This is a genomic window from Blastococcus deserti, from assembly GCF_042682525.1.
GTDB lineage: Bacteria > Actinomycetota > Actinomycetes > Mycobacteriales > Geodermatophilaceae > Blastococcus_B > Blastococcus_B deserti.
The window spans coordinates 155,938-179,481 of record NZ_JBHUHP010000015.1; the positions used below are offsets into that span (position 1 = coordinate 155,938).

Annotated in this window: 23 protein-coding genes; 16 read left to right on the plus strand and 7 right to left on the minus strand. The window is 73.4% G+C overall.

The window, feature by feature from the left end:
- Positions 1-170: 170 nt before the first annotated feature.
- From ACFSHS_RS15485 to ACFSHS_RS15510, 6 genes are read left to right on the plus strand one after another with little or no spacing between them, the layout of a single operon-like run.
- Positions 171-905 carry an ABC transporter ATP-binding protein gene (locus ACFSHS_RS15485; RefSeq protein WP_376877896.1) on the plus strand — a complete coding sequence of 245 codons (735 nt, stop codon included), beginning with the start codon at positions 171-173 and terminating at the stop codon, positions 903-905.
- Positions 892-1,593 (plus strand): ABC transporter ATP-binding protein, encoded by a 702-nt coding sequence (locus tag ACFSHS_RS15490; RefSeq protein WP_376877899.1) that lies wholly within the window; start codon positions 892-894, stop codon positions 1,591-1,593. The genes ACFSHS_RS15485 and ACFSHS_RS15490 overlap by 14 nt, the downstream gene beginning before the upstream one ends.
- A gap of 2 nt (positions 1,594-1,595) precedes the next feature.
- Positions 1,596-2,948 (plus strand): MmgE/PrpD family protein, encoded by a 1,353-nt coding sequence (locus ACFSHS_RS15495; protein ID WP_376877902.1) that lies wholly within the window; start codon positions 1,596-1,598, stop codon positions 2,946-2,948.
- 41 nt (positions 2,949-2,989) lie between these two features.
- Positions 2,990-3,631, plus strand: a complete 642-nt coding sequence (locus ACFSHS_RS15500) for an aspartate/glutamate racemase family protein (protein ID WP_376877905.1) — start codon at positions 2,990-2,992, stop codon at positions 3,629-3,631.
- Positions 3,628-5,100, plus strand: coding sequence for an FAD-dependent oxidoreductase (locus ACFSHS_RS15505; protein ID WP_376877908.1), 1,473 nt, complete (start codon positions 3,628-3,630; stop codon positions 5,098-5,100). The genes ACFSHS_RS15500 and ACFSHS_RS15505 overlap by 4 nt, the downstream gene beginning before the upstream one ends.
- Complete coding sequence (locus tag ACFSHS_RS15510) at positions 5,097-6,572, plus strand: dihydroorotase (RefSeq protein WP_376877911.1); 1,476 nt, start codon at positions 5,097-5,099, stop codon at positions 6,570-6,572. Before ACFSHS_RS15505 ends, ACFSHS_RS15510 begins: the two co-directional genes overlap by 4 nt.
- 106 nt (positions 6,573-6,678) lie before the next feature.
- Here ACFSHS_RS15510 and ACFSHS_RS15515 read toward each other — a convergent pair whose 3' ends face one another.
- Together ACFSHS_RS15515 and ACFSHS_RS15520 are read right to left on the minus strand one after the other, a co-directional pair.
- Positions 6,679-7,113, minus strand: coding sequence for an OsmC family protein (locus tag ACFSHS_RS15515; RefSeq protein WP_376877914.1), 435 nt, complete (start codon positions 7,111-7,113; stop codon positions 6,679-6,681).
- 96 nt (positions 7,114-7,209) lie between these two features.
- Positions 7,210-7,665, minus strand: coding sequence for a MarR family winged helix-turn-helix transcriptional regulator (locus tag ACFSHS_RS15520; RefSeq protein WP_458199670.1), 456 nt, complete (start codon positions 7,663-7,665; stop codon positions 7,210-7,212).
- A gap of 203 nt (positions 7,666-7,868) precedes the next feature.
- On the opposite strand from ACFSHS_RS15520, the gene clpB reads away from it, so the two are divergent.
- Together clpB and ACFSHS_RS15530 are read left to right on the plus strand one after the other, a co-directional pair.
- The gene (clpB, locus tag ACFSHS_RS15525) at positions 7,869-10,460 is read left to right on the plus strand and encodes an ATP-dependent chaperone ClpB (RefSeq protein WP_376877917.1); all 2,592 of its coding nucleotides are present in this window, start codon (positions 7,869-7,871) and stop codon (positions 10,458-10,460) included.
- Positions 10,461-10,804: 344 nt separating this feature from the next.
- On the plus strand, positions 10,805-11,485 hold the full coding sequence (locus tag ACFSHS_RS15530) for a hypothetical protein (RefSeq protein ID WP_376877920.1): 681 nt from the start codon (positions 10,805-10,807) through the stop codon (positions 11,483-11,485).
- 63 nt (positions 11,486-11,548) lie between these two features.
- On the opposite strand, the gene ACFSHS_RS15535 is transcribed toward ACFSHS_RS15530, so the two are convergent.
- Positions 11,549-12,019 (minus strand): hypothetical protein, encoded by a 471-nt coding sequence (locus ACFSHS_RS15535; protein ID WP_376877923.1) that lies wholly within the window; start codon positions 12,017-12,019, stop codon positions 11,549-11,551.
- 113 nt (positions 12,020-12,132) lie between these two features.
- Here ACFSHS_RS15535 and ACFSHS_RS15540 point away from each other — a divergent pair, with 113 nt between their 5' ends.
- The 6 genes from ACFSHS_RS15540 to ACFSHS_RS15565 all read left to right on the plus strand — a co-directional run bounded on the left by ACFSHS_RS15540 (position 12,133) and on the right by ACFSHS_RS15565 (position 17,209).
- Positions 12,133-13,806 (plus strand): molybdopterin-dependent oxidoreductase, encoded by a 1,674-nt coding sequence (locus tag ACFSHS_RS15540; RefSeq protein ID WP_376877926.1) that lies wholly within the window; start codon positions 12,133-12,135, stop codon positions 13,804-13,806.
- Positions 13,807-13,949: 143 nt separating this feature from the next.
- On the plus strand, positions 13,950-14,615 hold the full coding sequence (locus tag ACFSHS_RS15545; protein WP_376877929.1) for a fasciclin domain-containing protein: 666 nt from the start codon (positions 13,950-13,952) through the stop codon (positions 14,613-14,615).
- A 134-nt stretch (positions 14,616-14,749) separates the two neighbouring features.
- The gene (gene pyrE / locus ACFSHS_RS15550; RefSeq protein WP_376877932.1) at positions 14,750-15,352 is read left to right on the plus strand and encodes an orotate phosphoribosyltransferase; all 603 of its coding nucleotides are present in this window, start codon (positions 14,750-14,752) and stop codon (positions 15,350-15,352) included.
- Positions 15,353-15,500: 148 nt separating this feature from the next.
- The gene (gene fbaA / locus ACFSHS_RS15555) at positions 15,501-16,532 is read left to right on the plus strand and encodes a class II fructose-bisphosphate aldolase (RefSeq protein ID WP_376877935.1); all 1,032 of its coding nucleotides are present in this window, start codon (positions 15,501-15,503) and stop codon (positions 16,530-16,532) included.
- A 2-nt stretch (positions 16,533-16,534) separates the two neighbouring features.
- Positions 16,535-16,954, plus strand: coding sequence for a DUF3151 domain-containing protein (locus tag ACFSHS_RS15560; protein WP_376877938.1), 420 nt, complete (start codon positions 16,535-16,537; stop codon positions 16,952-16,954).
- Positions 16,955-17,059: 105 nt separating this feature from the next.
- A complete protein-coding gene (locus ACFSHS_RS15565; RefSeq protein WP_376877941.1) occupies positions 17,060-17,209 on the plus strand; it encodes a GPGG-motif small membrane protein in 150 nt (49 codons plus the stop codon).
- A gap of 21 nt (positions 17,210-17,230) precedes the next feature.
- On the opposite strand, the gene ACFSHS_RS15570 is transcribed toward ACFSHS_RS15565, so the two are convergent.
- From ACFSHS_RS15570 to ACFSHS_RS15580, 3 genes are all read right to left on the minus strand, one after another.
- Positions 17,231-18,061, minus strand: a complete 831-nt coding sequence (locus ACFSHS_RS15570; RefSeq protein ID WP_376877944.1) for an ATP-binding cassette domain-containing protein — start codon at positions 18,059-18,061, stop codon at positions 17,231-17,233.
- Complete coding sequence (locus ACFSHS_RS15575; RefSeq protein ID WP_376877947.1) at positions 18,058-19,101, minus strand: ABC transporter permease; 1,044 nt, start codon at positions 19,099-19,101, stop codon at positions 18,058-18,060. The genes ACFSHS_RS15570 and ACFSHS_RS15575 overlap by 4 nt, the downstream gene beginning before the upstream one ends.
- A 175-nt stretch (positions 19,102-19,276) precedes the next feature.
- The gene (locus ACFSHS_RS15580) at positions 19,277-19,891 is read right to left on the minus strand and encodes a hypothetical protein (protein ID WP_376877950.1); all 615 of its coding nucleotides are present in this window, start codon (positions 19,889-19,891) and stop codon (positions 19,277-19,279) included.
- 119 nt (positions 19,892-20,010) lie between these two features.
- Between ACFSHS_RS15580 and ACFSHS_RS15585 the strand changes: the two genes are divergently transcribed.
- On the plus strand, positions 20,011-21,300 hold the full coding sequence (locus ACFSHS_RS15585; protein WP_376877953.1) for an adenylosuccinate synthase: 1,290 nt from the start codon (positions 20,011-20,013) through the stop codon (positions 21,298-21,300).
- A gap of 57 nt (positions 21,301-21,357) precedes the next feature.
- On the opposite strand, the gene ACFSHS_RS15590 is transcribed toward ACFSHS_RS15585, so the two are convergent.
- The gene (locus ACFSHS_RS15590; RefSeq protein WP_376877956.1) at positions 21,358-22,380 is read right to left on the minus strand and encodes a glycerophosphodiester phosphodiesterase family protein; all 1,023 of its coding nucleotides are present in this window, start codon (positions 22,378-22,380) and stop codon (positions 21,358-21,360) included.
- Between the two features lie 96 nt (positions 22,381-22,476).
- Here ACFSHS_RS15590 and rsgA point away from each other — a divergent pair, with 96 nt between their 5' ends.
- Positions 22,477-23,523, plus strand: coding sequence for a ribosome small subunit-dependent GTPase A (gene rsgA / locus ACFSHS_RS15595; RefSeq protein ID WP_376877959.1), 1,047 nt, complete (start codon positions 22,477-22,479; stop codon positions 23,521-23,523).
- The last annotated feature ends 21 nt before the right edge of the window (positions 23,524-23,544 follow it).

Below are 23,544 nucleotides of genomic sequence, written 5' to 3' on the forward strand. Positions count from 1 at the left end.
CCGCTCAACGACATCACCGCGACGCTGCTGCGCAACCCGCCGCCCGGACTGGAGTTCCTGCAGGGCCGGGCCGGCCTGGACGTGATGGTCTACGCGGTCCTGCTCATCCTGATCATCCTGCTGCTGCCGCAAGGCGTGTACGGCGCGCTCCGCGAGAGGTGGCAACGGCGATGACGCTGCTGCAGGTGGACAACGTCAGCAAGTCCTTCCGCGGCCTGCGGGCCGTCGACGACGTCTCCTTCACCGTCGAGGAGGGCAGCATCCTCGGCATCATCGGGCCCAACGGGGCGGGGAAGACCACGCTGTTCAACTGCGTCGCCGGCGCGCTGTCCCCGGACACCGGATCCGTCCGGCTCGGCGGCGCCGACATCACCGGAGCCCCACCGCACAAGGTGTCGCAGGCCGGCATGGCCCGCACGTTCCAGCTGATGAAGCCGTTCGCCAGCATGAGCGTGCTCGAGAACGTCGCCGTGGCGGCGATGGCGCACGGCAGTCCCCGGCGGGCGGCCACCGACACCGCCGTGGACGTCGTCGAGCGCGTCGGGCTGGGCCGCTGGCGCGACGCCCGCAGCGACGGCCTGCCCACCGCCGGTCTCAAGCGGCTGGAACTGGCCCGGGCGCTGGCTTCCCGCCCGCGGGTCCTGCTGCTCGACGAGGTGTTGGCGGGGCTGGTTCCGGCCGAGCGGACACCGGTCATGGAGCTGCTGGAGACACTGCGCCGGGACGACGGCGTGACCCTCGTCTTCGTCGAGCACATCATGGCCGCGGTCATGCGGCTGTCGGACTCCGTGCTCGTCCTGGAGCAGGGGCGCGTGCTCACGTCCGGCTCACCGCAGGAGGTCACGCGCGATCCCCGCGTGATCGAGGCCTACCTCGGGGAGGAGCCGACCGATGCTGGTTCTTGACGGCCTGTGCGCCGGCTACCACGGCCTGCAGATCCTCCACGAGCTCGACCTGCGGGTCGACGCGGGCGAGATCGTGGCGCTCGTCGGCGGGAACGGTGCGGGGAAGACGACCACGCTGCGGGCGATCTCCGGCGTCGTGAAGCCCAGCGCCGGAGCGATCACCTTCCGCGGCCAGCGGGCCGACGGCGTGCGCACGGCCGAGCTCGTCCGGCGCGGGCTGGTGCAGGTGCCCGAGGAGCGGGCGCTCTTCGGCCCGCTGACCGTGGACGAGAACCTCCGCATGGGGGCGTGGACCCAGAAGGGCGACACGGTGGCGTCGACCCTCTCGGAGGTCTTCGACCTCTTCCCCATCCTCGCGGAGCGGCGCCGCCAGGCGGCGGAGACGCTCAGTGGCGGGCAGCAGCAGATGCTGGCCATCGGCCGCGCGCTGATGGCCAGGCCCGCCCTGCTGATGCTGGACGAGCCGTCGACCGGTCTGTCCCCCAAGCTCACCTGGGCGGTCCTCGACGCGGTGAAGACCATCCGCGACCGCGGCGTGGCCGTGCTGCTGGTGGAGCAGAACGCGGCGCAGGCCCTGCGACTGGCCGACCGTGCCTACGTGCTGGAGAGCGGCAGCTGCGTGCTGTCGGGCCCCGGTCCCGAGCTGGCCGAGGACGACCGCGTGCGCGCCGCGTACCTCGGCCTGTGACCGTGCCGACGACCGCCGCTGCGCAGCGGGACGCGCGCGAGGCGACCGACGTGCTGGGGGCGTGGGCCGCCGGGCTGGAGTGGGCCGACGTGCCGGCCGACGCGCAGGAGCGGATGCGGCTGGTCCTGCTGGACTCGCTCGGGGTGACCGTCCTGGGCGCCCGGCAGGCGGAGCAGCGCGCGCTGGTCACCGCCTGGCGGCCGGCGGACGGGCCCGCCCCCCTCCCGGGTGCGGGGAGGTGCACGACCGTGGAGGCCGCGGCGTGGCTCAACGCCGCGGCGCTGGTCCGGCTCGAGCTCGACGAGGGCCACAAGTTCGCGAAGGGGCATCCCGGCGCGCACGGGCTCCCGGCGGTCCTCGCCCTGGCCGCGGACCTGCGCGCCACCGGGCCCGACACGGCCGCCGCCCTCGTGGTGGCCTACGAGGTGGCGGCGCGCTTCGGCCGTGCGACCTCGCTCCCGCCGGGTGCCCACCCCCACGGCAGCTGGGGCGTGGCCGGGGCCGCGGCGGGGTGCGCCCGGCTCCTCGGGCTGTCCTCTGCCGGGCTGGCCGCGGCGATCGACACCGGCGCCGGCCTGCCCGTCGCCGGGTCCTTCGCCTCGGCCCTGGACGGCAACCCGGTGCGGGACGCCTGGATGGGGGCGTCCAACGTGTCCGGCCTGGTCGCCGCTCGCATGGCGTCGGCCGGTGTCGCCCGCAACACCGGGACCGCGGCGTCCTCGCTCGGCGGGGTGCTCGGCACGTTCGACGCCGCACCGCTCACGGCGGAGCTCGGCACCCGCTGGGACGTGCGGCACGGGTACTTCAAGCGCCACGCGTCGTGCTCGTTCACCCATCCCGTCGCCGACGCCGTCCTCGCGCTGCGGCCCGAGCTCCCGGGCGACGTCGGCGAGGTCGAGGAGATCCTGGTCGAGACCCATTCCCTGGGCGCGGCCCTGGACCGCACCACGTGGGACTCCCGGCTGGCGGCCCTCTTCAGCACACCGTTCGTGGCCGCCGCCGCGCTCGTGCACGGCCACGTCGGGCCCGACGTCTCGGCGCAACCGGTCCGGGACGACCCCCGGGTCCGGGAACTCGCCGCCCGCGTCACCGTCCGGGTCGCCGCCGACCTCGACGCGCGGCTGCCCCACGAGCGTGCTGCCCGGGTCACCGTCCGCAGCGGCGGGCGGGCCCACGGCTGCGAGGTGCCCAACCCGATCGGCGACGCCGCCCACCACCCGCTGTCGGAGGCCGATGTGCTCGGTCTGCTGTCGGACTGGCTGGCCGACGACGCGACCGTCGCGGCCGTCCGGGACGTCGCGACCGGCCTGCCTGCCGTCCCCGACGTCCGCCCGCTGCTGCAACGCCTGGTCTGAGCCGGGTCCGCCGGTCCCCGCATCCCCGCCGAGGAGAACGCGTGCACATCTTCGCCGTCACCCCCATCCACGTGTCGGAGGGCGAGCTCGCCCGGCGGCAGGCCCGCTACGACGCGCTGTGCCCGGCCGGGGTCAGCGTCCACCTGCAGGACATCGGCAGCGCGGCACCCCGGGCGCTGGACACCGAGCAGCAGGTCCGCGACAGCGAGGGCATGGTCACCACGGCCCTGGAGCAGGCGCCCGACGAGGCCGACGCCCTGATGCCCGACTGCGTGCTCGATCCCGGCGTCCCCGCCCTGGCCGGCCGACTCGACCGGCCGGTGTTCGGGCTGCTGCGGACCAGCATGGCCTGGAGCGCACTCGCCGGGCGCAGGGTCGGCGCGGTCACGCGGAACCAGGCGATCGCCGACGAGCTGGTGCGGCAGGTGGAGGTCTACGGCCTGACGCCGGTCTTCACCGGCGTGGAGGTCCTCGACCTCGACGTGGACGCCATCCACGAGGCCGACCGCTGGGCCGCGTCGCTCGAGGCGGTGGTCGGCCGGATGGACCGGGCCGGCGCCGGTGATCTGGTCAACGGGTGCAGCGCGGTGGACCTCCCCGAGGCCGCGGCGGCCTGGCCGGTGCGCGTGGTGGACCCGACCGCACTGACGCTGCGCCTGGTGGCGGCGGGGGAGGCCCGGTGAGCGAGGAGGGGCCCGACCTGGTCGTCGCCGGGGCGGGCGGCGGGCTGGCCGGCGCCCTGCGGGCCGCGCAGCTGGGGCTGGACGTCCTGGTGGTCGAGGTCAGCGAGCACTACCGGCGCGGGAACAACACCTCGATGTCGACGGCGATGATCCCCGGAGCCGGCTCGCGCTTCCAGCGCGCGGCCGGGATCGAGGACTCCCCGGAGCTGTTCTTCGGCGACATCATGCGCAAGACGAAGGGTGAGGCCGATCCGCGGCTGGCCCGCGCGCTGACGAGGGTGAGCGCACGGCTGGTCGAGTGGCTCGCCGACGACATGGAGCTGCCGCTCTCGGTCGTCACCGACTTCCACTACCCGGGGCACTCCGCCGACCGCTGTCACACGATCGAGGGGCGGCACGGGACCCTGCTGCTCGACCACCTCGTGGGCCGGGTGAAGCGGGAGGGGCGTATCGATCTGCTCGTCCCCGCCCGGCTGGTCGACGTCCGGCTGGACGACGGGGGCCGGGTGCGGGCCGCGGTGGTGGAGACGCCGGACGGGGCGACCGAGGAGATCCCGACGCGAGCGGTCCTGCTGGCCACCAACGGCTACGGCGCCGACCGGGAACTGGTCGGCCGGTACCTCCCGGAGATCGCCGATGCCGTCTACCACGGGAGCGAGGCCTCGCGGGGCGACGCCCTGCGCATCGGTGCCCGGCTCGGCGCGGCCACCGCCTACCTGGACGCGTACCAGGGCCACGGCGCGCTGGCCGCACGGTCGTCCACGCTGGTCGGGTGGGCCACGGTGATGCACGGAGCGGTGATCGTCGGGAAGGACGGCCGGCGCTTCGGCAACGAGACCACCGGCTACTCCGAGTACGCCGCCGTCATCGCCCGCCAGCCCGGTTCCACCGGCTGGATCGTCCTCGACAAGCGCATCCACGACGCGTGCCTGGCCTTCACCGACTTCCGGCAGACGATCGAGGGCGGTGCCCTGGTCTGGGCCGACGACGTCGCGGGCATCGCCGCGGCGACGGGACTCCCGGCCGACGCACTGGCCGAGGAGCTGGCCACCACCGCGGCGCTGGCCCGCGGCGAGGGCGAGGACCGGTTCGGGCGGACGTTCTTCGAGGCCGAGCTCGCACCGCCGTTCGCGGTGGTGCAGGTGGTCCCCGCCCTCTTCCACACCCAGGGCGGGCTCGTCGTCGACGAGCACGCGCGGGTGACCCGGGAGGACGGGTCGGCGATCGAGGGGCTGTACGCCTCCGGCGGCGCGGCGGAGGGCATCTCCGGCCACGGCGCAGCCGGCTACCTGGCCGGCAACGGGCTGCTGCCCGCGCTCGGGCTCGCCTACCTGGCCGCTGATCACCTGGCCGCCGATCACCTGGCCGCCGATCACCTGGCCGCCGATCACCTGGCCGCCGATCACCTGGCCGACAGCTCGCCCCTCTCCAGCACCCGCGAGCTCACATCCGAGGAAGGATCCGCATGACCACCCTGCAGACACTCGTCAAGAACGTCACCGTCGTCCGCCCCGACGTCCCGGGGGCGGAGGACGGCGAGGCGCTCGACCTGGGCATCAGCGACGGCCGGTTCGTCCGGGTGGAGCGCGACATCCCCGCCGAGGAGGCCGAGGTCGTCGTCGACGGCCGGGGGCTCGTCGCCTTCCCGGGGGTCGTGGACGCCCACCAGCACTGGGGCATCTACAACCCGCTGGAGGAGGACACCGAGACCGAGAGCCGGGCCAGCGCGCAGGGCGGGGTCACCACGGGCCTCACCTACATGCGGACCGGGCAGTACTACCTCAACGCCGGGGGCCCGTACCGGGAGTTCTTCCCCAAGGTGCTGGCCGCCTCGGAGGGCCGGTCCTACATCGACTACGCGTTCCACCTCGCGCCGATGATGAAGGAGCACATCGGCGAGATCCCGGCGCTGATCCAGGACTTCGGCGTCACCTCGTTCAAGATCTTCATGTTCTACGGCGGACACGGGCTGCACGGCGCGTCGTCGGACCAGAGCTCGTTCCTCATGATCCCGCCGGACGAGCGCTACGACCTCGCGCACTTCGAGTTCGTCATGCGGGGGATCCAGGAGGCGCGCGAGAAGCTCACCGATCTCGCGCCGCACGTCTCCCTCTCGCTGCACTGCGAGACCGCGGAGATCATGACCGCCTACACCAAGATGGTGCAGGCCGAGGGCACGCTGAAGGGACTGGCGGCGTACAGCGCGTCCCGTCCGCCGCACTCGGAGGGCCTCGCCGTCACGATCGCGTCGTTCCTCGCCGACGAGACCGGACTGCCCAACATCAACCTGCTCCACCTGTCCTCGCGCAAGGCCCTCACCGCGGCCCTCCGCATGGCGCAGGTCTTCCCGCACGTCGACTTCCGCCGCGAGGTGACCGTCGGCCACCTGCTCGCCGACATCGACACCGCCGCAGGGCTGGGCGGCAAGGTGAACCCGCCGTTGCGGCCGCGCGAGGACGTCGAGGCCCTCTGGGAGCACCTGCTCGCCGGGGACGTCGACTGGGTGGTCAGCGACCACGCCTGCTGCAAGGACGAGAAGAAGTTCGGCGAGCCCCGCGACGACGTCTTCGCGGCGAAGTCGGGTTTCGGCGGCGCCGAGTACCTCCTGCCCGGCCTGGTCGGCGAGGGACGGCGGCGGGGGCTGTCCTACCGGCGCATCGCGCAGCTGACGTCCTGGAACCCGGCACAGCGCTACGGGTTGCCCACCAAGGGCACCATCGGGGTGGGCTACGACGCGGACTTCTGCCTGGTGGACCCCTCGGTGACCTGGACCGTGCACGCCGAGGACTCGGAGTCGACCCAGGAGTACACGCCCTTCGAGGGCTTCGAGCTGGGCGCGAAGGTGACCGACACCTGGGTGCGGGGCCACCAGGTGCTCGTCGACGGGGTGGTCACCGGCCAGCCGATGGGCCGGTACCTGCACCGACCAGGGCCCGCCTGAGCCGGACGCCCGGCGGCCCGCCTCCCCGACGGGGAAGGGGGGCCGCCGTGGCGCGCCTCCGGGGGCACCGCGCCTCGTGCGAGGGTGGGGGCAGGAGGGTCCTTCCTCAGTCGAGCGCGGCGTCCAGGGTGATGTCGACGGCGGCCAGCGCCTTGCTCACCGGGCAACCGACCTTGGCGGCCTGCGCTGCCTGCTGGAACCCGTCGGCGTCGAGGCCCTCGACCTCGCCCCGGACGGTCAGGGCGATCTTCGTGATCGTGGGGGCGCCGTCCTTCTGGCCGAGGGTCACGTCGGCGGACACCTCCAGCGCCTGCGGCGTCCCGCCGGCCTTGCCGATCTCGCTGGAGAGCGCCATGGCGAAGCACGCGGAATGCGCGGCGGCGATGAGCTCCTCGGGGCTGGTCGTGCCGTCGGCGTCCTCGGCGGTGCGCTTGGGGAAGGACACCTCGTAGGTGCCGACCTTGGAGCTGGAGAGCTCGACCTGGCCGGACCCGTCCTGCAGGGTGCCGTTCCAGGCCGTGCGGGCGGTGCGAGTGGGCATCGGTTCTCCTCCGGACGGGCGGGGCCGCGTCTGCGCGCGCCCCCGCGGGGATCAGCTCTCCGGGCCCCTACCCCCGCCGGTTGCGGACAACCGTTCTCAGCAGACCGCCTCGCCCCTGTTCACGCGCTCCGTGAGCAGCCGCAGTCGCTGGATCAGCTCGTGGAACTCGCCGGAGTCGAACCCGATCGCGCCGATCATCTCCTCGGAGATGGCGAAGGCCTTCTCCCGCAGCGCCCGGCCCTTGTCGGTCAGCGCGATGGACACCGACCGCTCGTCCTCGACCCGCCGGTGCCGGGTGACCAGTCCCGCGGCGGTGAGCCGCTTGAGGAGGGGGGAGAGCGTCCCGCTGTCGAGCGCCAGCCGGGCCCCGAGCTGGCCGACGGTCTGGTGGTCGGACTCCCAGAGCAGCATCATGACGAGGTACTGCGGATAGGTCAGGCCGAGGGCGTCGAGCATGGGCCGGTAGCGCGCCGTCACGGCCCGGGAGGCGGCATACAGCGCGAAGCACAGCTGGTCGTCGAGCGCCACACTCGGTGCCGGCATAGCGGTCATGACCCGAGTCTAGGTCGCGGGATCCCCGGTGCGACGGTCCCGGCGTCGTCCGTCGACCCGTGGGGGTAGGACGGCGCCGCGCGTGAACCCGTTCAGATTGAGTGGAACAGACTCAACTTCGTCGTCGTTGGACCCGGCGAACACGTGCCGCCGACGTCCCTGGCGGCCATCCGATCCAGACGAGAGGAATCGCGTCCCCGACCATGGAGAGCAAGCTCACGACCCGGTCGCAGGAAGCCATCGCCGCTGCCCAGCGCCTCGCCGTCGGCCGCGGCCAGGCCGCGCTGGAGCCCCTGCACCTGCTCGCGGCCCTGCTGGAGCAGTCCGACGGGATCGCCGGGCCGCTGCTGAAGGCGGTCGGGGCCGACCCCGCCGACGTCCGCGCCAAGACCGAGGCCGCGCTGCGCCGCATGCCCAGCGTCAGCGGTGCCACCGTGCCCGCTCCCTCGCCGTCCCGCGAGTTCCTCCGCGTGCTCAACGCCGCCGGCGAGCAGGCGAGCGCCCTGGGCGACGAGTACGTCTCCACCGAGCACCTGCTCGTGGGGCTCGCCGACGTCGGTGAGGCCGGCTCGGTGCTGACCAGCGCCGGCGCCACGCCCGAGGCCCTGCTCGCCGCGTTCCGGACGGTGCGCGGGAGCAAGAAGGTGACCACGGCGGACCCCGAGGCGACCTACCAGGCGCTGGAGAAGTACGCCGTCGACCTCACCCAGCGGGCCCGCGACGGCAAGATCGACCCGGTCATCGGCCGCGACACCGAGATCCGTCGCGTCGTCCAGGTGCTGTCCCGCCGCACCAAGAACAACCCGGTGCTCATCGGCGAGCCCGGCGTCGGCAAGACCGCCATCGTCGAGGGCCTGGCCCAGCGCATCGTCGCCGGCGACGTCCCGGAGAGCCTGAAGGGCAAGCGCTTGATGGCGCTCGACCTGGCCAGCATGGTGGCCGGAGCCAAGTACCGCGGTGAGTTCGAGGAGCGGCTGAAGGCCGTCCTGCAGGAGATCTCGGAGTCCGAGGGCGAGATCATCACGTTCATCGACGAGCTGCACACCATCGTCGGCGCCGGCGCGACCGGCGAGGGCGCCATGGACGCCGGCAACATGATCAAGCCGATGCTGGCCCGGGGTGAGCTGCGCATGGTGGGCGCGACGACGCTCGACGAGTACCGCGAGCACATCGAGAAGGACCCTGCCCTGGAGCGCCGCTTCCAGCAGGTCCTGGTGGGCGAGCCCTCGGTCGAGGACACCATCGGCATCCTGCGCGGGCTCAAGGAGCGCTACGAGGTGCACCACGGCGTCCGGATCACCGACGCCGCCATCGTCGCCGCCGCCACCCTGTCGGACCGGTACGTCACGGCCCGGTTCCTCCCGGACAAGGCGATCGACCTGGTCGACGAGGCCGCCAGCCGGCTGCGCATGGAGATCGACAGCCGCCCCGTCGAGGTCGACGAGGTCGAGCGCGCCGTCCGCCGCATGGAGATCGAGGAGATGGCGCTGACCAAGGAGGACGACCCGTCGTCCCTGGAGCGCCTGGCCGCCCTGCGCGAGGAGCTGGCCAACCGCCGGCAGGAGCTGGCCGAGCTGACCTTCCGCTGGCAGCAGGACAAGACCGCCATCGAGCGGATCCAGCGGATCAAGGAGGAGCTGGAGGCCGTGCGCCTCGAGGCCGAGCGGGCCGAGCGGGACGGCGACCTGGCGCGGGTCGCCGAGCTCCGCTACGGCCGGCTGCCCGAGCTGGAGCGGTCGCTGGCCGCCGCCGAGGACTCGGTCGCGACCGGCGACTCCATGCTCAAGGAGGAGGTCGGCCCCGACGACATCGCCGAGGTCGTCCAGGCCTGGACCGGGATCCCGGCCGGGCGGCTGCTGGAGGGCGAGACGCAGAAGCTGCTCCGGATGGAGGACGAGCTCGGGAAACGGGTCGTCGGGCAGACCGACGCCGTCCGGGCCGTCTCCGACGCCGTCCGACGGGCGCGGTCGGGCGTCTCCGACCCGAACCGGCCCACCGGCTCGTTCCTGTTCCTCGGCCCGACCGGCGTCGGCAAGACCGAGCTGGCCAAGGCGCTGGCCGAGTTCCTGTTCGACGACGAGCGGGCGATGGTCCGCATCGACATGAGCGAGTACTCCGAGAAGCACTCGGTCGCCCGCCTGGTCGGCGCCCCGCCCGGCTACGTCGGGTACGAGTCCGGTGGCCAGCTCACCGAGGCGGTGCGGCGGCGTCCGTACACGGTCGTCCTCTTCGACGAGGTGGAGAAGGCGCACCAGGACGTCTTCGACGTGCTGCTCCAGGTGCTCGACGACGGCCGGCTGACCGACGGCCAGGGCCGGACGGTGGACTTCCGCAACACCATCCTGATCCTGACGTCGAACCTGGGCTCGCACCTGATCGCCGACCAGTCCGTTCCCGAGGAGCGGCGCCGCGAAGCGGTCATGGACGTCGTCCGGACGCACTTCAAGCCGGAGTTCCTCAACCGGCTCGACGACGTCGTGGTCTTCCGGGCGCTCGGCACGGAGGAACTGGCGGGCATCGTCGACATCCAGGTCGGGGTGCTGGCCCGGCGGCTGGCCGCGCGGCGGCTCACGCTGCGGGTCACCGACGCGGCCCGGGAGTGGCTGGCGCTGAACGGGTTCGACCCCGTCTACGGCGCCCGGCCGCTGCGGCGGCTGGTGCAGTCGGCGATCGGTGACCAGCTGGCGAAGAAGCTGCTGGCCGGCGAGATCCGGGACGGCGACGAGGTCGTCGTCGACTGGTCGGTGGAGGGAAGCGGGGCCGACGACACCGGCCTGACCGTCACCCGGGGCTGAGCAAGGGACTCTGCCCCACCGCTCGCACGCTCGCGGTGTGCCCTGCGGGGCCCCGGACACCAGGACGGGGCGGCGGTGGGCCGGCGGACGAGGCCGTACGGGCCCGCCGGATCGCGAGGTCCGGCGGGCCCGTCGTCGTTCCCCCGGGCCTGCGTGCATCTGGCCCTGACCCACCGTGACCACGGCCGCGCCCCTGTGCGGGCGCCCCGAGACCCTCGTCGGAGGTCCGGAGATCATGGGAACTCGCGACACGACCAGGCGACGACACGCGGTCGAGCGGTGGTCGGCGTCCCCGGCGTCCCCCATGATCATCCTGGAGAACCGGAACGAGCGGGAGGCGGATGATGACGTCAGGACAGGGCGGCCCCTACGGCGAGCAGGGCCAGCCGGACCAGGGTGGCCCGCCGCAGGGCTGGAACCCGCCGCCCCCTCAACAGCCTTACGGCCAGCAGCCGCCCTACGGCCAGCAGCCGCCCTACGGCCAGCAGCCCTACGGCCAGCAGTACCCCGGGTACGGGCCGGCGCCGTCGGCCCCGGCCGGGCACGGCGCGCCGCCGCCCATGGAGCGGCCGACCACCGTCCGGGCCGGCATCGGCGCACTCGTCGCCAGCCTCCTGCTCGGGCTGATCTCGTCGATCGTCAGCTTCTCCGACGTCGACACCATCATCGACCAGACGCTCGAGACCTCCACCGACCCGGCGCTGACCGAGGACGTGATCCGCTCCGGCATCGTCATCGGCGCCGTCATCGGTCTGATCATCGTCGGCGTGCAGGTCCTCTTCCTGTGGTTCGCGTGGAAGGGCCACAACTGGGCCCGGATCGTGCTGTGGGTCCTCGGCGGCATCACCGTGCTGTTCGGCCTGGTCGGCCTGGCGGCCGGCGGCACCGCGACCACCGGCTTCCTCACCTCGCTGGGCCTGTTCCAGCTGCTCCTGACCGCGGCCGGTCTCGTGCTGCTGGCGCTCAAGCCCTCCAACGACTGGTACCGCTTCCGCCGCTGGCAGCGGGCGAACGGCCAGCCCTGACCGACGTCCGCACCCGGTCACCGGCGGCGCTCCCGTCGGTGACCGGACGGTCCGGCCGACCGGTCATGACCGGGTGCGCAGCTTCGGCACCCAGTCGCCGGTCGTCCGTGACAGCAGGCTCGACACGGCGGCGAGGGAGAGCACCAGGACCAGCAGCAGCGCGATGGTCACGCCGCCGAGGCTGAGCGCGGACATCAACGTCAGCAGCGCGAGCAGGCCGCTGGCGGCCAGCCCGATCCACCGGGCCCACGGCTGGCGGCGGGGCAGGAACCAGGCCGCCAGTGCCAGCACCAGACCGATGACCAGGTACGGCACCAGCGACATGAGCACGAACCGGCTCGCCTCAGACCGGGAGATGTCCTGGCCCTCGTCCACGAGGCGGTCGACGGCAGCGTCGTAGCCGTACCAGAGCAGCGCCGCGTTGGTGAGCAGCAGGGCGGCGAGCACCCCCATCACGATCACGGCCACCCGCACGGACGGCGGCATCGGCGGGCGCTCGGCGCGGTCTCCGGCAGGGGGCTGATCCGTCGGCACGCGTCCAGCCTGGCAGATCTGCGGGAGCACCCCGTCGTGCGTCGTCCGGTTGTGCCCCAGACGAATTCCCGTCCGGATGAATCCGGATCCGGTCCGGCGCCCGAAGACCGGGCGTGACGACGTCCGTGCACGCTATGGTCCCCACCCCGGGCAGCTCCCGTGGCGGGCGCGGGCGGGGACGCCGTCCGCTGGCCGCGCTGGCCGGCCTGCTCGCGGCGGCGGTCGCTCTGGGCGCCGCCGAGCTGGTCGCCGCCCTGGTGGGGCCCGCGTCCTCACCGGTGATCGCGGTCGGCGACAAGGCGATCACGCTCACCCCCGAGCCGGTCAAGGCCTTCGCCATCCGGACCTTCGGCGAGAACGACAAGATCGCACTCGTCGTCGGGACGCTGGCCGTCATCGCCGTCTACGCGGTGGTCGTCGGGCTGGTCGGGCTGCGCAGCAGGCGCCTGGGCGCTCTGGGGATCGCCCTCTTCGGCCTGGTGGGCGCGGTTGCCGCGATCACCGGACCTGCGGGCGCCCCGCTCGACGCCCTGCCCTCGCTGGTGGGCGCGGCCGCCGGCGTCGCTGCCCTGTTCGCCCTGCTCGCCCCGCTGACCGCGCCGGTGCGGTCTCCTGCGCCCGTGCCCTCGGCGGACCCGGCCGGGCACGCCGACGAGCGGACCGTCGACCGGCTGAGGGAGGTGCTGGGGTCCGGGGACCGCAAGGGTGCGGCCCTCGACCGGCGCCGGTTCGTCCTCACGAGCGGGATGGCCCTCGGCGCGGCCGTGGTGACCGGAGGCGGGGGTCGGCTGCTCCAGCGGCGCTTCGACGTCGCCGGTGACCGGGCCGCGCTGCGGCTGCCGACGCCGTCCTCAGCGGCTCCGGCCCTGCCCGCCGGTGCCGACCTGGCTCCCGGGATCGACGGCCTGACTCCGCTGTTCACCAGCAACCGCGAGTTCTACCGCGTCGACACGGCCATCAGCGTCCCGCGGATCCGGCCGGCCGACTACCGGCTGGAGATGGCCGGGATGTTCGACTCCCCGCGCAGCTACACGCTGGCCGATCTGTTCGAGCGCGACGACCTCGTCGAGCGGGACATCACGCTGACCTGCGTCTCCAACGAGGTGGGCGGCGGACTGGCCGGGACGGCGCGCTGGATCGGAATCCCGCTGGCCGCCGTCCTGCGCGAGAACGGGATCCGGGCCGGCAGCGACCAGCTGCTGTGCCGGTCCGAGGACGGCATGACGATCGGCGCGCCCACCCGCTCGGCCCTGCAGGTCGACGACGCGATGCTGGCCTTCGGCATGAACGGGGAACCGCTGCCGGTCGAGCACGGCTTCCCGGTGCGCATGCTGATCCCCGGCCTCTACGGCTACGTGTCGGCCTGCAAGTGGCTCGTCCGGATCGAGGCGACCACGTTCGACGCCGTCGACGCCTACTGGGTGCAGCGGGACTGGGCGGCCGAGGGGCCCATCAAGATCGCCTCCCGGATCGACACCCCGGCCCCGCTGCGGGAGTTCCCGGCCGGCCGGCGGGCCATCGCCGGGGTGGCCTGGGCCCAGACGCGCGGGATCGCCACGGTGGAGGTCCGCGTCGACGACGAGGACTGGGCGGAGGCCCGGCTCTCCCCCGAGGTCGACGCCGACCTCTGGCGGCAGTGGGTGCTGCCCTACGACTTCACCCCTGGCCGCCACTCCCTCACCGTCCGCGCCACCACCGTCGACGGCGAGGTGCAGACCGAGGCGCGCGCCACGCCGTTCCCGGCCGGCTCCAGCGGCTGGCACACCATCCAGGTGGTCGCGGCATGACCACCTTCCCCGGCCGTCCGGCCGCCCCCGTACCCGTCCCGGCACCCGCCGGTGACGCAAGACTCCGGACCGCTCCCGCGGACCGGCGCACCACCCGCCCGCGACAATGCGGTCGCACGGACAGGACAAGGAGCACCATCACCGTGAAGAGCAACCTCCTCACCCGCGGCGTCCTCATGACCGCCGTCTCCACCCTCGCCATCACGCTCAGCGCCTGTGGCTCGGAGGACACGGCCGACGCCGGCGCGTCCTCGGGGACGAGCAGCAGCATGGAGAGCTCCTCGGCTCCGGAGAGCAGCGCCATGCCGACCTCCGACGAGCCCTTCGGCGAGGGGTGCTCCGCCGTCCCCGCCGAGGGCGAGGGCAGTTTCACCGGCATGACCGACGACCCGGTGGCGACCGCGGCCAGCAACAACCCGGCGCTGTCGACCCTCGTGCAGGCGGTGACCGCCGCGAACCTGGGCGACACCCTCAACACCACCGACGACATCACCGTGCTGGCGCCCGCCAACCCGGCCTTCGAGGCGGTCCCGGCCGACGCGCTGAACGCGCTGCTCGCCGACACCGCGCAGCTCACCACGGTGCTGACCCACCACGTCATCCCGGGTCGGCTGACCCCGGAGGAGCTGGCCGGGACGCACACCACGCTCAACAACGACGAGGTCACGATCGAGGGCTCCGGTGAGCAGTTCTCCATCGCCTCCGACGGCACCGTCGTGGGCACGGAGGCGTCGGTGATCTGCGGCAACGTGCAGACGGCCAACGCCACCGTCTACATCATCGACCAGGTCCTCAAGCCCGCCGTCTGAGAAAGGACCCCCTCCTCCCCACCCCTCGCGAGCTCGGGGCGGGCCCCTGGAGGGGGCCGCGCGGGGCCACCGTCCGACCCCCGTCGGCGGTGGCCCTGACGTGCGCGCCCCGTCGCGTGTCTAGGGTCGGTCGCATGGAGAAGGACCCCGTTCCCGCCCAACCCTCGTCCCCCGGGGCGGGCCCCTGGGGCGGGGTCGCCCTGCCCGACCGTGACCGGTTGCTCGAGCTCATCGTCGAGCTCGCCGTGGTGCACGGGAAGGTCACGCTCTCCTCGGGGCGGGAGGCCGACTGGTACATCGACATGCGCCGGCTCACGCTGCACCACGAGGGCGCGCCGCTGGTCGGCCGGGTGATGCGGCAGCTGACCGCCGACCTGCGCTACGACGTCGTCGGTGGGCTCACCCTGGGGGCCGACCCGGTGGCCACGGCGATGCTGCACGCGGCCGCGGCGGGCGAGGGCTTCCTCGACGCCTGCGTCGTCCGCAAGGCCGGCAAGGCGCACGGGCTGCAGCGGCGGATCGAGGGTCCCGATGTCGCCGGCCGGGCCGTGCTCGTGGTCGAGGACGTCTCCACCACCGGTGGCAGCCCGCTCACCGCGGCCGAGGCGCTGCAGGAGGCCGGCGCCGAGGTGATCGCCGTGGCGGTGATCGTCGACCGAGGTGGCCGCGCGGCGGTGGAGCAGGCCGGGTTCGAGTACCGCTCCGCGTTCACCCTCGCCGACCTCGGGCTCGAATAGCCCCATCGGGAGGTGCGCGGCGCCGACGTGCTGGTGAGCGCCCTGGGCCTCCGGGTCCGCCCCGACGCCCCGCGCCGAGCGTCCCGGCGCAATACTGACCCCGACGACACAGAGCCGGAGAGCCGCCACCCGAGCGAGGAGTGCCCGCATGCCCATCGCGACCCCCGAGGTCTACGCCGACATGATCCGCCGGGCCAAGGAGGGCGGTTTCGCCTACCCGGCGATCAACTGCACGTCCTCGGAGACCATCAACGCGGCGCTGCGCGGGTTCGCCGACGCGGGCAGCGACGGCATCATCCAGTTCTCCACCGGCGGTGCGGAGTTCGGCTCGGGCACCCGGGTGAAGGACATGGTCACCGGCGCCGTGGCGCTGGCCGAGTTCGCGCACGTGGTGGCCGAGAGGTACCCGGTCAACGTCGCGCTGCACACCGACCACTGCCCCAAGGAGAAGCTCGACTCCTACGTCCGACCGCTGATCGCGCTGTCGAAGGACCGGGTGGACGCCGGCCAGGCGCCGCTGTTCCAGTCGCACATGTGGGACGGCTCGGCGATCGACCTCGACGAGAACCTGCAGATCGCCGAGGAGCTGCTGGAGCGGACCGCCGCGGCGAAGATCGTGCTCGAGGTGGAGATCGGCGTCGTCGGCGGCGAGGAGGACGGCGTCGCCCACGACATCAACGAGAAGCTCTACACCGCCGAGGGCGACTTCGTGGCGACGGCGAAGAAGCTCGGGCTCGGGGAGCGGGGCGTCTACCTGCTGGCCGCCACCTTCGGCAACGTGCACGGGGTCTACAAGCCGGGCAACGTCAAGCTGCGCCCGGAGATCCTCAAGCAGGGTCAGGACGTCGTCGCGAAGGAGTTCGGCGTCTCCGACGACAAGCCGTTCAACCTCGTCTTCCACGGCGGTTCCGGCTCGGCGCAGGAGGAGATCCGCGAGGCGATCTCCTACGGCGTCGTGAAGATGAACGTCGACACCGACACCCAGTACGCGTTCACCCGTCCGATCGCCGGTCACATGTTCACCAACTACGACGGCGTCCTCAAGATCGACGGCGAGGTGGGCAACAAGAAGGCCTACGACCCGCGCAGCTACCTCAAGGCCGCCGAGACCGGCATGGCCGCGCGCGTCGTGACGGCCTGCGAGGACCTGCTGTCGGCCGGCCAGTCCCAGGGTGCGTGACCGTGACGCATTCGCACAACCTGCTCGGTGAGCCGCCGGCGACGCTGCTCCCGGCCAACCCGGAGGCCGACGCGGAGCTGGCGGCGGGCACTCCGCCGGCCGAGGTGGCGGCGCACCACCCGACGGTGAGCGCCGCCTGGGCCGCACTCGCCGAAGAGGCGCTGCGCCGGCCCGAGCGGGGGCTGACCGACACCGTCGAGGCCTACGCGTACGCCCGCACCGGCTATCACCGTGGCCTGGACGCACTCCGCCGCAACGGCTGGAAGGGTTTCGGCCCGGTGCCGTGGTCGCACGAGCCCAACCGCGGCTTCCTGCGCTGCGTGACCGCGCTGGCCTCGGCGGCGGAGGCCATCGGCGAGCACGACGAGCAGGAGCGCTGCACCCAGCTGCTGCGCGACTGCGATCCCAGCCTGGCGCCCTGACCCGCTCCTGTTCCTGAACGCGCCGGTCTCTCTCGCCACTCAGGGTGACGATCGCTACGGTCCGTGAGTGGCGCCGTCCAGGCGCCGTGCACTCGGGAGGCTGGTATGGACGCTGGCACGCTGCTGTGGATCCTCGCCGTCATCCTCGTGATCGCGGGGATCGTGGCGATCTTCCGCGGTCAGATGCTGTGGGGGATCGTGCTCATCATCGTGGGCCTGCTCGTCGGGCCCGGTGGGGTGAGCGTCTTCACCTGACGGCTCCACCGGGCGCGGCCCTCAGCGGTCGCCGAGCTGGGGGTGGAGCGCCGTCAGTGCCTCGGTGAGGGCGCTGAACTCGTCGCCGCCGGCCATCAGCCGCATCAGGTCGGACGCGTCGACGTCGTCCCGGGTGAGGCTGCCGGCCACCGCGCCGTGGGCCAGCAGCAGGAACCGGTCGCCCACGAGGTGGGCGTACCGGGGGTTGTTGGTCACCAGGACGACCGCCAGGCCCTGGGTGCGGGCGGCGACGATCGTCTGCAGGAGCAGCGTCTGCTGGGCGACGGTGAGCGGAGCCAGGGGCTCGTCGATGACCAGCGCGCGGGCACCGAAGTGCATGGCACGGGCCACCGCCAGGCTCTGCCGGGCACCGGCCTGCAACGTGCTGGCCGGCTGGTCGGGGTCCAGGTGCGGGAGGCCGACCCGGGCCATGGCCTGCACGGTCACCTCGCGGGCCCGGTCGACGTCCAGCCGGCGCAGGGGCCAGGAGCCGCGGGTCGGCTCGGCGCCGAGGAAGAAGTTGCGCCAGATCGAGAGCAGGGGGGCCACGGCCAGGTCGTCCCAGACGGTGGCGATACCGGCGGCGCGGGCCTGCCGGGGGGACCGGAAGCGGACCGGCTCCCCGCCGACCAGCAACTGCCCCTCGTCGTGCCGGAGCAGCCCGGAGAGCACCGCCACGAGGGTCGACTTGCCGGAACCGTTCTCCCCGAGGACGCAGGTTATCTGGCCGGCCGGCAGGCCGGCACTGACGCGGCAGAGCGCCGCCACGCTGCCGAAGTGGACGCTCAGCCGCCGCAGTTCCAGACCCGGGCGGCCGGGAGCAGGGGCGGAGGAGTCGGCCGAGGCGGTCACGACCGCGGCACCGCCTTCAGCCGCCGGCGCACGACACCCGTGGCCAGCAGTGCCACCAGGAGGAGCACACCCAGCAGGGCGCGGAACCACAACGGGTTCCAGCCCGCGAGCACGAGTCCCTCGCGGGCGACGGCGTACAGCAGCGCGCCCACCGAGGCACCGATCGCCGAACCGTAGCCGCCGGTGAGCAGGCAGCCGCCGATGACCGCCACCACGATGAAGTCGATGGCCGTGCCGAGCACGGGGGCGCCGAGCTGGACGCCGCCGATCCGGACCAGCCCGAGGACCCCGATGAGCCAGCCGGCGGTCGCGGTGAGGCAGAAGAGCGCCAGCGTCGTGCGCCCGACGGGCACGCCCAGCTGACGGGCTGCCGTCCGTGCCCCACCGCTGGCGAACACGGCGTTGCCGAAACGGGTCCGCCACAGCGCCCATGCGGCCAGGACCGTGACGCCCAGCCACCAGAGCAACGACACCCGGAAGCGGCCGTCCCCGAGTTGCACGGTGGCACCGAAGACGGCCGCCACCGAGCTCCAGCCGGGCGCGTCCGACAACCCGGTGACCGGTCCCGCGCCCTCCGCGATCTCGGCTCCCGCCTGCGAGACGCCCTGCAGCACGAGGAACGTCGCGAGCGTCACCAGGAAGCTCGGCAGGCCGGTGTTGACCACCAGGGCCCCGTTGACCAGCCCGACGGCGAGCGCCGCGGCCAACGACACGAGCAGCGCCGGCCAGACGTGCCACCCGGCGTGCTCGACGAGCAGCGCGGTCAGCAGCGAGCTGGACAGGGCGAGCACGCCGACGGACAGGTCGAACTGGCCGGCGATGAGCAGCAGCCCCACGGCAACACCGCCGATGCCGACCGTCGCCGCGGTGTCGAGCACGCTGGCCAGACCGCCGCTCGTGAGCAGGGCCGGCGCCTGGGTGCCGAGGACGGCCACGACCACCGCCAGCCCGACCAGCGCGGGCAGGCTCGGCCGCGCGAGGGCGCCCACCAGCAGCCGCCGGCCGCGCGACAGGCCGACCGGGGCGCCTGCGGCGGGCACACGATCGACGATCACCGGGACGACCCGACGCGGAGCCGGACCCCGATGGGGGCGCAGGACGACGGCAGCGTGGACCTCCTCCGCGGGTGGACGCGAACCCAGTGTCCACGACTCCCCGGGCCTCCTGCAGGGTCCCGCCGCGAGCGTGCGAGTGGTGGGGGCAGGGGGTCCTCGTTCAGGGCTGGAGCCGCCAGCGCACGCGGTCGTCGGCGTACCAGGTCCAGCGGTGCACCGGCCGCGGGAAGGGCACGCCGTCGCGGAGGATGCGCGCGGGGTCGGAGGCGATCTGGAGCGCCCGGCCGCTGGTCTGCCGGGTGGGCCGCAGCGGGAGGATCATGACGGTGACGCCGATGGTGTCCACCGCCTGCCAGTCCGGGCGGACGTCGATGCGGGTGATCTCGCCGTCGGCGACCTTGATGTCGTCGTGGTGGGCCTGCAGTCCCAGCCGCCGGCTGAGCGAGCGGCGGCCGTCCCCGGCGGCCTCCACGCGTCCGTGGTGCAGCAGCACACCGCCGTGGTCGTCGCGGACCAGGCACATGTCCCGGGGCTCACCCGTGCCGACGCCCAGGTCGCGGGCCAGCCCGATCGAGGCCTTGTCGCCGGCCGGTTCCCAGGCGACCGGCACCAGCGCCGTGCGCTGCGCCTTGAGCAGGACGGTGAGGACGGCGGCGAGCCCGGCGACCGGCCCCCGCACACGCAGCGCCTCGGCGTCGGCCGCGGCGGCGACGTGCTCCGGTCGGGGGGCCTGGCCGGGTTCCAGACGGCGGAGGTCCAGCTCGACGGCAGCCATGCCGATACCCTTTCACCCGTTCCACCCCGCCGCCCCGGCCAACTGGCCGGCCGGGAACCGCCTGGTGCCGAGGCGCCACCCGCCGCACCACCCCGACGACCGAGGAGAACCAGGACCCGATGCCGGCTGTCGTGCTGATCGGTGCCCAGTGGGGCGACGAGGGCAAGGGCAAGGCCACCGATCTGCTCGGTGGCCGCGTGCCCTACGTCGTTCGCTACCAGGGCGGCAACAACGCCGGGCACACGGTGATCACGCCCGACGGTGAGAGATACGCCCTGCACCTGATCCCGTCGGGCATCCTCACGCCCGGCTGCACGCCGGTCATCGGCAACGGGGTGGTCATCGACCCGCAGGTGCTCATCGGTGAGCTCGCCGGCCTCGAGGAGCGGGGAGTGGACACCTCACGGCTGGTCATCTCGGCGGACGCGCACCTGATCATGCCCCACCACCGGGCCCTGGACAAGGTCACCGAGCGCTTCCTGGGCAAGCGCAAGATCGGCACCACCGGCCGCGGCATCGGCCCCGCCTACGGCGACAAGGTGGCCCGCACGGGCATCCGCGTGCAGGACCTGCTCGACCTCTCGATCCTCCGGCAGAAGCTCGAGGGCACGCTGCAGGAGAAGAACCAGATCCTGGTCAAGGTCTACAACCGCAAGGCCATCGACGTGGACGAGGTGGTCGACGAGTACGCCGGCTACGCCGAGCAGCTCAAGGGCCGGATCGCCGACACCCGGCTGCTCCTGGGCAAGGCCCTCGACGCCGGCGAGTGGGTCCTGCTGGAGGGCTCGCAGGGCACGCTGCTGGACGTCGACCACGGCACGTATCCGTTCGTGACGTCGTCCAACCCGACCGCCGGCGGGGCGGCCGCGGGCTCGGGCATCGGCCCCACACGGATCGAGCGGGTCGTCGGGATCCTCAAGGCGTACACGACCCGCGTCGGCTCCGGCCCGTTCCCGACGGAGCTCTTCGACGCCAACGGCGAGTACCTGCGCAAGCAGGGCGGGGAGGTCGGCGTCACCACCGGCCGCGACCGCCGCTGCGGGTGGTTCGACGCCGTCGTCGCCCGCTACGCCAGCCGGGTCAACGGCATCACCGACTACTTCCTGACCAAGCTCGACGTGCTCTCGGGTCTGGACAGCGTGCCGATCTGCGTGGCCTACGACGTCGACGGCGTCCGGCACGACGAGATGCCCATGACGCAGACCGACTTCCACCACGCGAAGCCGGTCTACGAGGAGATGCCGGGCTGGTTCGAGGACATCCGGCACTGCCGGACCTTCGCCGAGCTGCCGAAGAACGCGCAGGCCTACGTGCGCCGGCTCGAGGAGCTCGCCGGGGCGCGGATCAGCGTGATCGGTGTGGGCCCCGGCCGCGACGAGAACGTCGTGATCAACGATCTCATCGAGTAAGGACCCTCCTGCCCCCCACCGTTCGCAGGCTCACGGCGGGACCCTGCAGGAGGGCCGTCAATTGAGTGCGGCGGCCTGGATCTCCGCGACGGCCTGACGGGCATGGTCGGGGGAGTCGGTGATCAGGCCGTCCACGCCCAGGGCCAGCAGCTGGCGGGCCACGCCGATCGCGTCGCCCAGGGCCTCCGGGAGGTCACCGATGCGCAGGTGCGCGGGCAGGAAGGCGTTCTCGGCCCGGAGGGTCCAGGCGAAGACCGTGAGCGCGGCGGCGTGCGCCTGCTCCACCAGGTCGCAGCGTCGCCCGGCGGGCCCACCGCACCCGAGGATCCGCTCGACGCTCGGGGCGATGCCCTGCGCGTACGTGGAGATCTCCCGCAGCGCGGCGGGGGTGACGAGGCGGTCGCCTGCGGCGTGGTCGTCGATCAGCTGGATCAGCTGGGGGCCGTGCGCGCCGAGGCGGGCACGCAGCTCGCGGAGGACGGCGGCGTCGAAGGACTGCACCATCACCGGGCCGTGCTCGTCCGTCGCGCCCAGCCGGCGCAGTTCCTCGCTGACCAGCTCGGCCATCGGCAGCCCCTGCTCGGCCGACCAGCCGGGGTGCTTCAGCTCCGCGAGCACGCGGATCCGGCGCTCGTCGGTGGAGCGGGTGCGGGCCAGGTCGACGACCTCGGCGAGGGTGAGGATCCCGAACCGGCCGTCGTAGGCGGCGTTGAGCGGCCGGTACTCCGGCATGCGCTCGACGGCGCGCAGGGTGCGCAGCTCGGCGAGGGTGAAGTCCTCGGCGAACCAGCCGGTGCACGGCCGGTCGTCGATGAGCTTGGTGGTGCGGCGGTCGGCGAACTCCGAGCGGCTGTCGACGTCGGTGGACCAGGAGAGCTCGCTCTCGTGGCGGACGACGAGGACACCGTCGCGGCTGACGACGACGTCGGGCTCGATCACCTCGGCACCCAGGTCGATCGCCAGCTCGTAGCTGGCGGTCGTGTGCTCGGGGCGGTAGGCGGGGGCACCGCGGTGCCCGATGACGACAGGACGGGGAAGGCGGGTCGCTGGTCGCACTGCCAGCGACTCGGTCGCGCGCATGTCCTTCACAGAACCTTAATCGGATGACTCGGGAGTGAACTGGAGCCGACGAGTCCTCCCCAATTCAAGTGACACAACGCTGACCAGCAACGCACTATGCGCGACGTGACGGATCTCTCATGTTTCGGCTGGGACGGGTGTGACCAGGGCCTCCTACCGGCCGGTACGGCACCGGCCCGGGTGGCGCGGATCGACCGCGGGCGGCTCACCGTCCTGACCGCCGAGGGCGAGCTGCGGGTGGTGCCCGGGACGTCGCTGCACGCGTCCGTGCTGGGGGCCCCGGCGGTCGGCGACTGGGTGGCGCTGCGCGGTGAGCTGGCCGTGGCCGTGCTGCCGCGGCGCAGCGCCTTCGTGCGCACGGTCGCCGGGCGGACCTCGACGGCCCAGGTCGTGGCGGCCAACCTCGACGTCGTCCTGGTCGTCGACGCGCTCACCGTCGATCCGCGGCTCCGGCGGGTCGAGCGCTACCTCGCCGTCGCGTGGAACAGCGGCGCCACACCGGTCGTCGTCCTCACGAAGGCCGACCTGTGCGACGACGTCGCCGCCGCGGTGGCAGCGGTCCGGGAGGACGCGCTGGGCGTCGACGTCCTCCCGGTGAGCTCGGTCACGGGAGCGGGCGTCGACGCCGTCCGCGCGTTGCTCGGGCCGGGCCGGACGGCGGCCATGGTCGGCCCGTCCGGGGTCGGCAAGTCCAGCCTCGCCAACGCGCTGGCCGGGCGACCGGTCGCCGGAACGCGGGAGATCCGCGAGGACGGCCGGGGCCGGCACACCACGACGGCGCGCGAGCTGCACGTGCTGCCCGGCGGCGGACTGCTCGTGGACACCCCCGGGATGCGGGAACTGGCGCTCTACGACGACGCCGACGGGGTGGACACCGCCTACGCCGACGTGGCCGAGCTGGCCGCCGGCTGCCGGTTCCGCGACTGCGGGCACCGGGGTGAGCCGGGCTGCGCGGTCGCGGCCGCCATCGCCGAGGGCCGGCTGGACCCGGCCCGGTTCACCGGGTGGCGGAAGCTGCAGGCCGAGGCGCGCCGCCAGCTGCTCCGCGTCGACGCCCGGGCGCGGGCGGAGGAACACGCCCGCCTGCGGACCCGGTTCCGTGCCCAGCGCGAGCTGCCGAACCGGCCGCGCGTCGGCAGGTGAGCCCCGCTGGGTAGCGTCGCC

What these genes read in the sequence shown, in the direction of transcription:
- ACFSHS_RS15485 (WP_376877896.1), top strand. Translation starts at nt 171, where the DNA reads ATGACGCTGCTGCAGGTGGACAACGTCAGCAAGTCCTTCCGCGGCCTG.
- ACFSHS_RS15490 (WP_376877899.1), top strand. Translation starts at nt 892, where the DNA reads ATGCTGGTTCTTGACGGCCTGTGCGCCGGCTACCACGGCCTGCAGATC.
- ACFSHS_RS15510 (WP_376877911.1), top strand. Translation starts at nt 5,097, where the DNA reads ATGACCACCCTGCAGACACTCGTCAAGAACGTCACCGTCGTCCGCCCC.
- ACFSHS_RS15515 (WP_376877914.1), bottom strand. Translation starts at nt 7,113, where the DNA reads ATGCCCACTCGCACCGCCCGCACGGCCTGGAACGGCACCCTGCAGGAC.
- ACFSHS_RS15520 (WP_458199670.1), bottom strand. Translation starts at nt 7,665, where the DNA reads ATGACCGCTATGCCGGCACCGAGTGTGGCGCTCGACGACCAGCTGTGC.
- clpB (WP_376877917.1), top strand. Translation starts at nt 7,869, where the DNA reads ATGGAGAGCAAGCTCACGACCCGGTCGCAGGAAGCCATCGCCGCTGCC.
- ACFSHS_RS15530 (WP_376877920.1), top strand. Translation starts at nt 10,805, where the DNA reads ATGACGTCAGGACAGGGCGGCCCCTACGGCGAGCAGGGCCAGCCGGAC.
- pyrE (WP_376877932.1), top strand. Translation starts at nt 14,750, where the DNA reads ATGGAGAAGGACCCCGTTCCCGCCCAACCCTCGTCCCCCGGGGCGGGC.
- fbaA (WP_376877935.1), top strand. Translation starts at nt 15,501, where the DNA reads ATGCCCATCGCGACCCCCGAGGTCTACGCCGACATGATCCGCCGGGCC.
- ACFSHS_RS15565 (WP_376877941.1), top strand. Translation starts at nt 17,060, where the DNA reads ATGGACGCTGGCACGCTGCTGTGGATCCTCGCCGTCATCCTCGTGATC.
- ACFSHS_RS15580 (WP_376877950.1), bottom strand. Translation starts at nt 19,891, where the DNA reads ATGGCTGCCGTCGAGCTGGACCTCCGCCGTCTGGAACCCGGCCAGGCC.
- ACFSHS_RS15585 (WP_376877953.1), top strand. Translation starts at nt 20,011, where the DNA reads ATGCCGGCTGTCGTGCTGATCGGTGCCCAGTGGGGCGACGAGGGCAAG.
- ACFSHS_RS15590 (WP_376877956.1), bottom strand. Translation starts at nt 22,380, where the DNA reads ATGCGCGCGACCGAGTCGCTGGCAGTGCGACCAGCGACCCGCCTTCCC.
- rsgA (WP_376877959.1), top strand. Translation starts at nt 22,477, where the DNA reads ATGCGCGACGTGACGGATCTCTCATGTTTCGGCTGGGACGGGTGTGAC.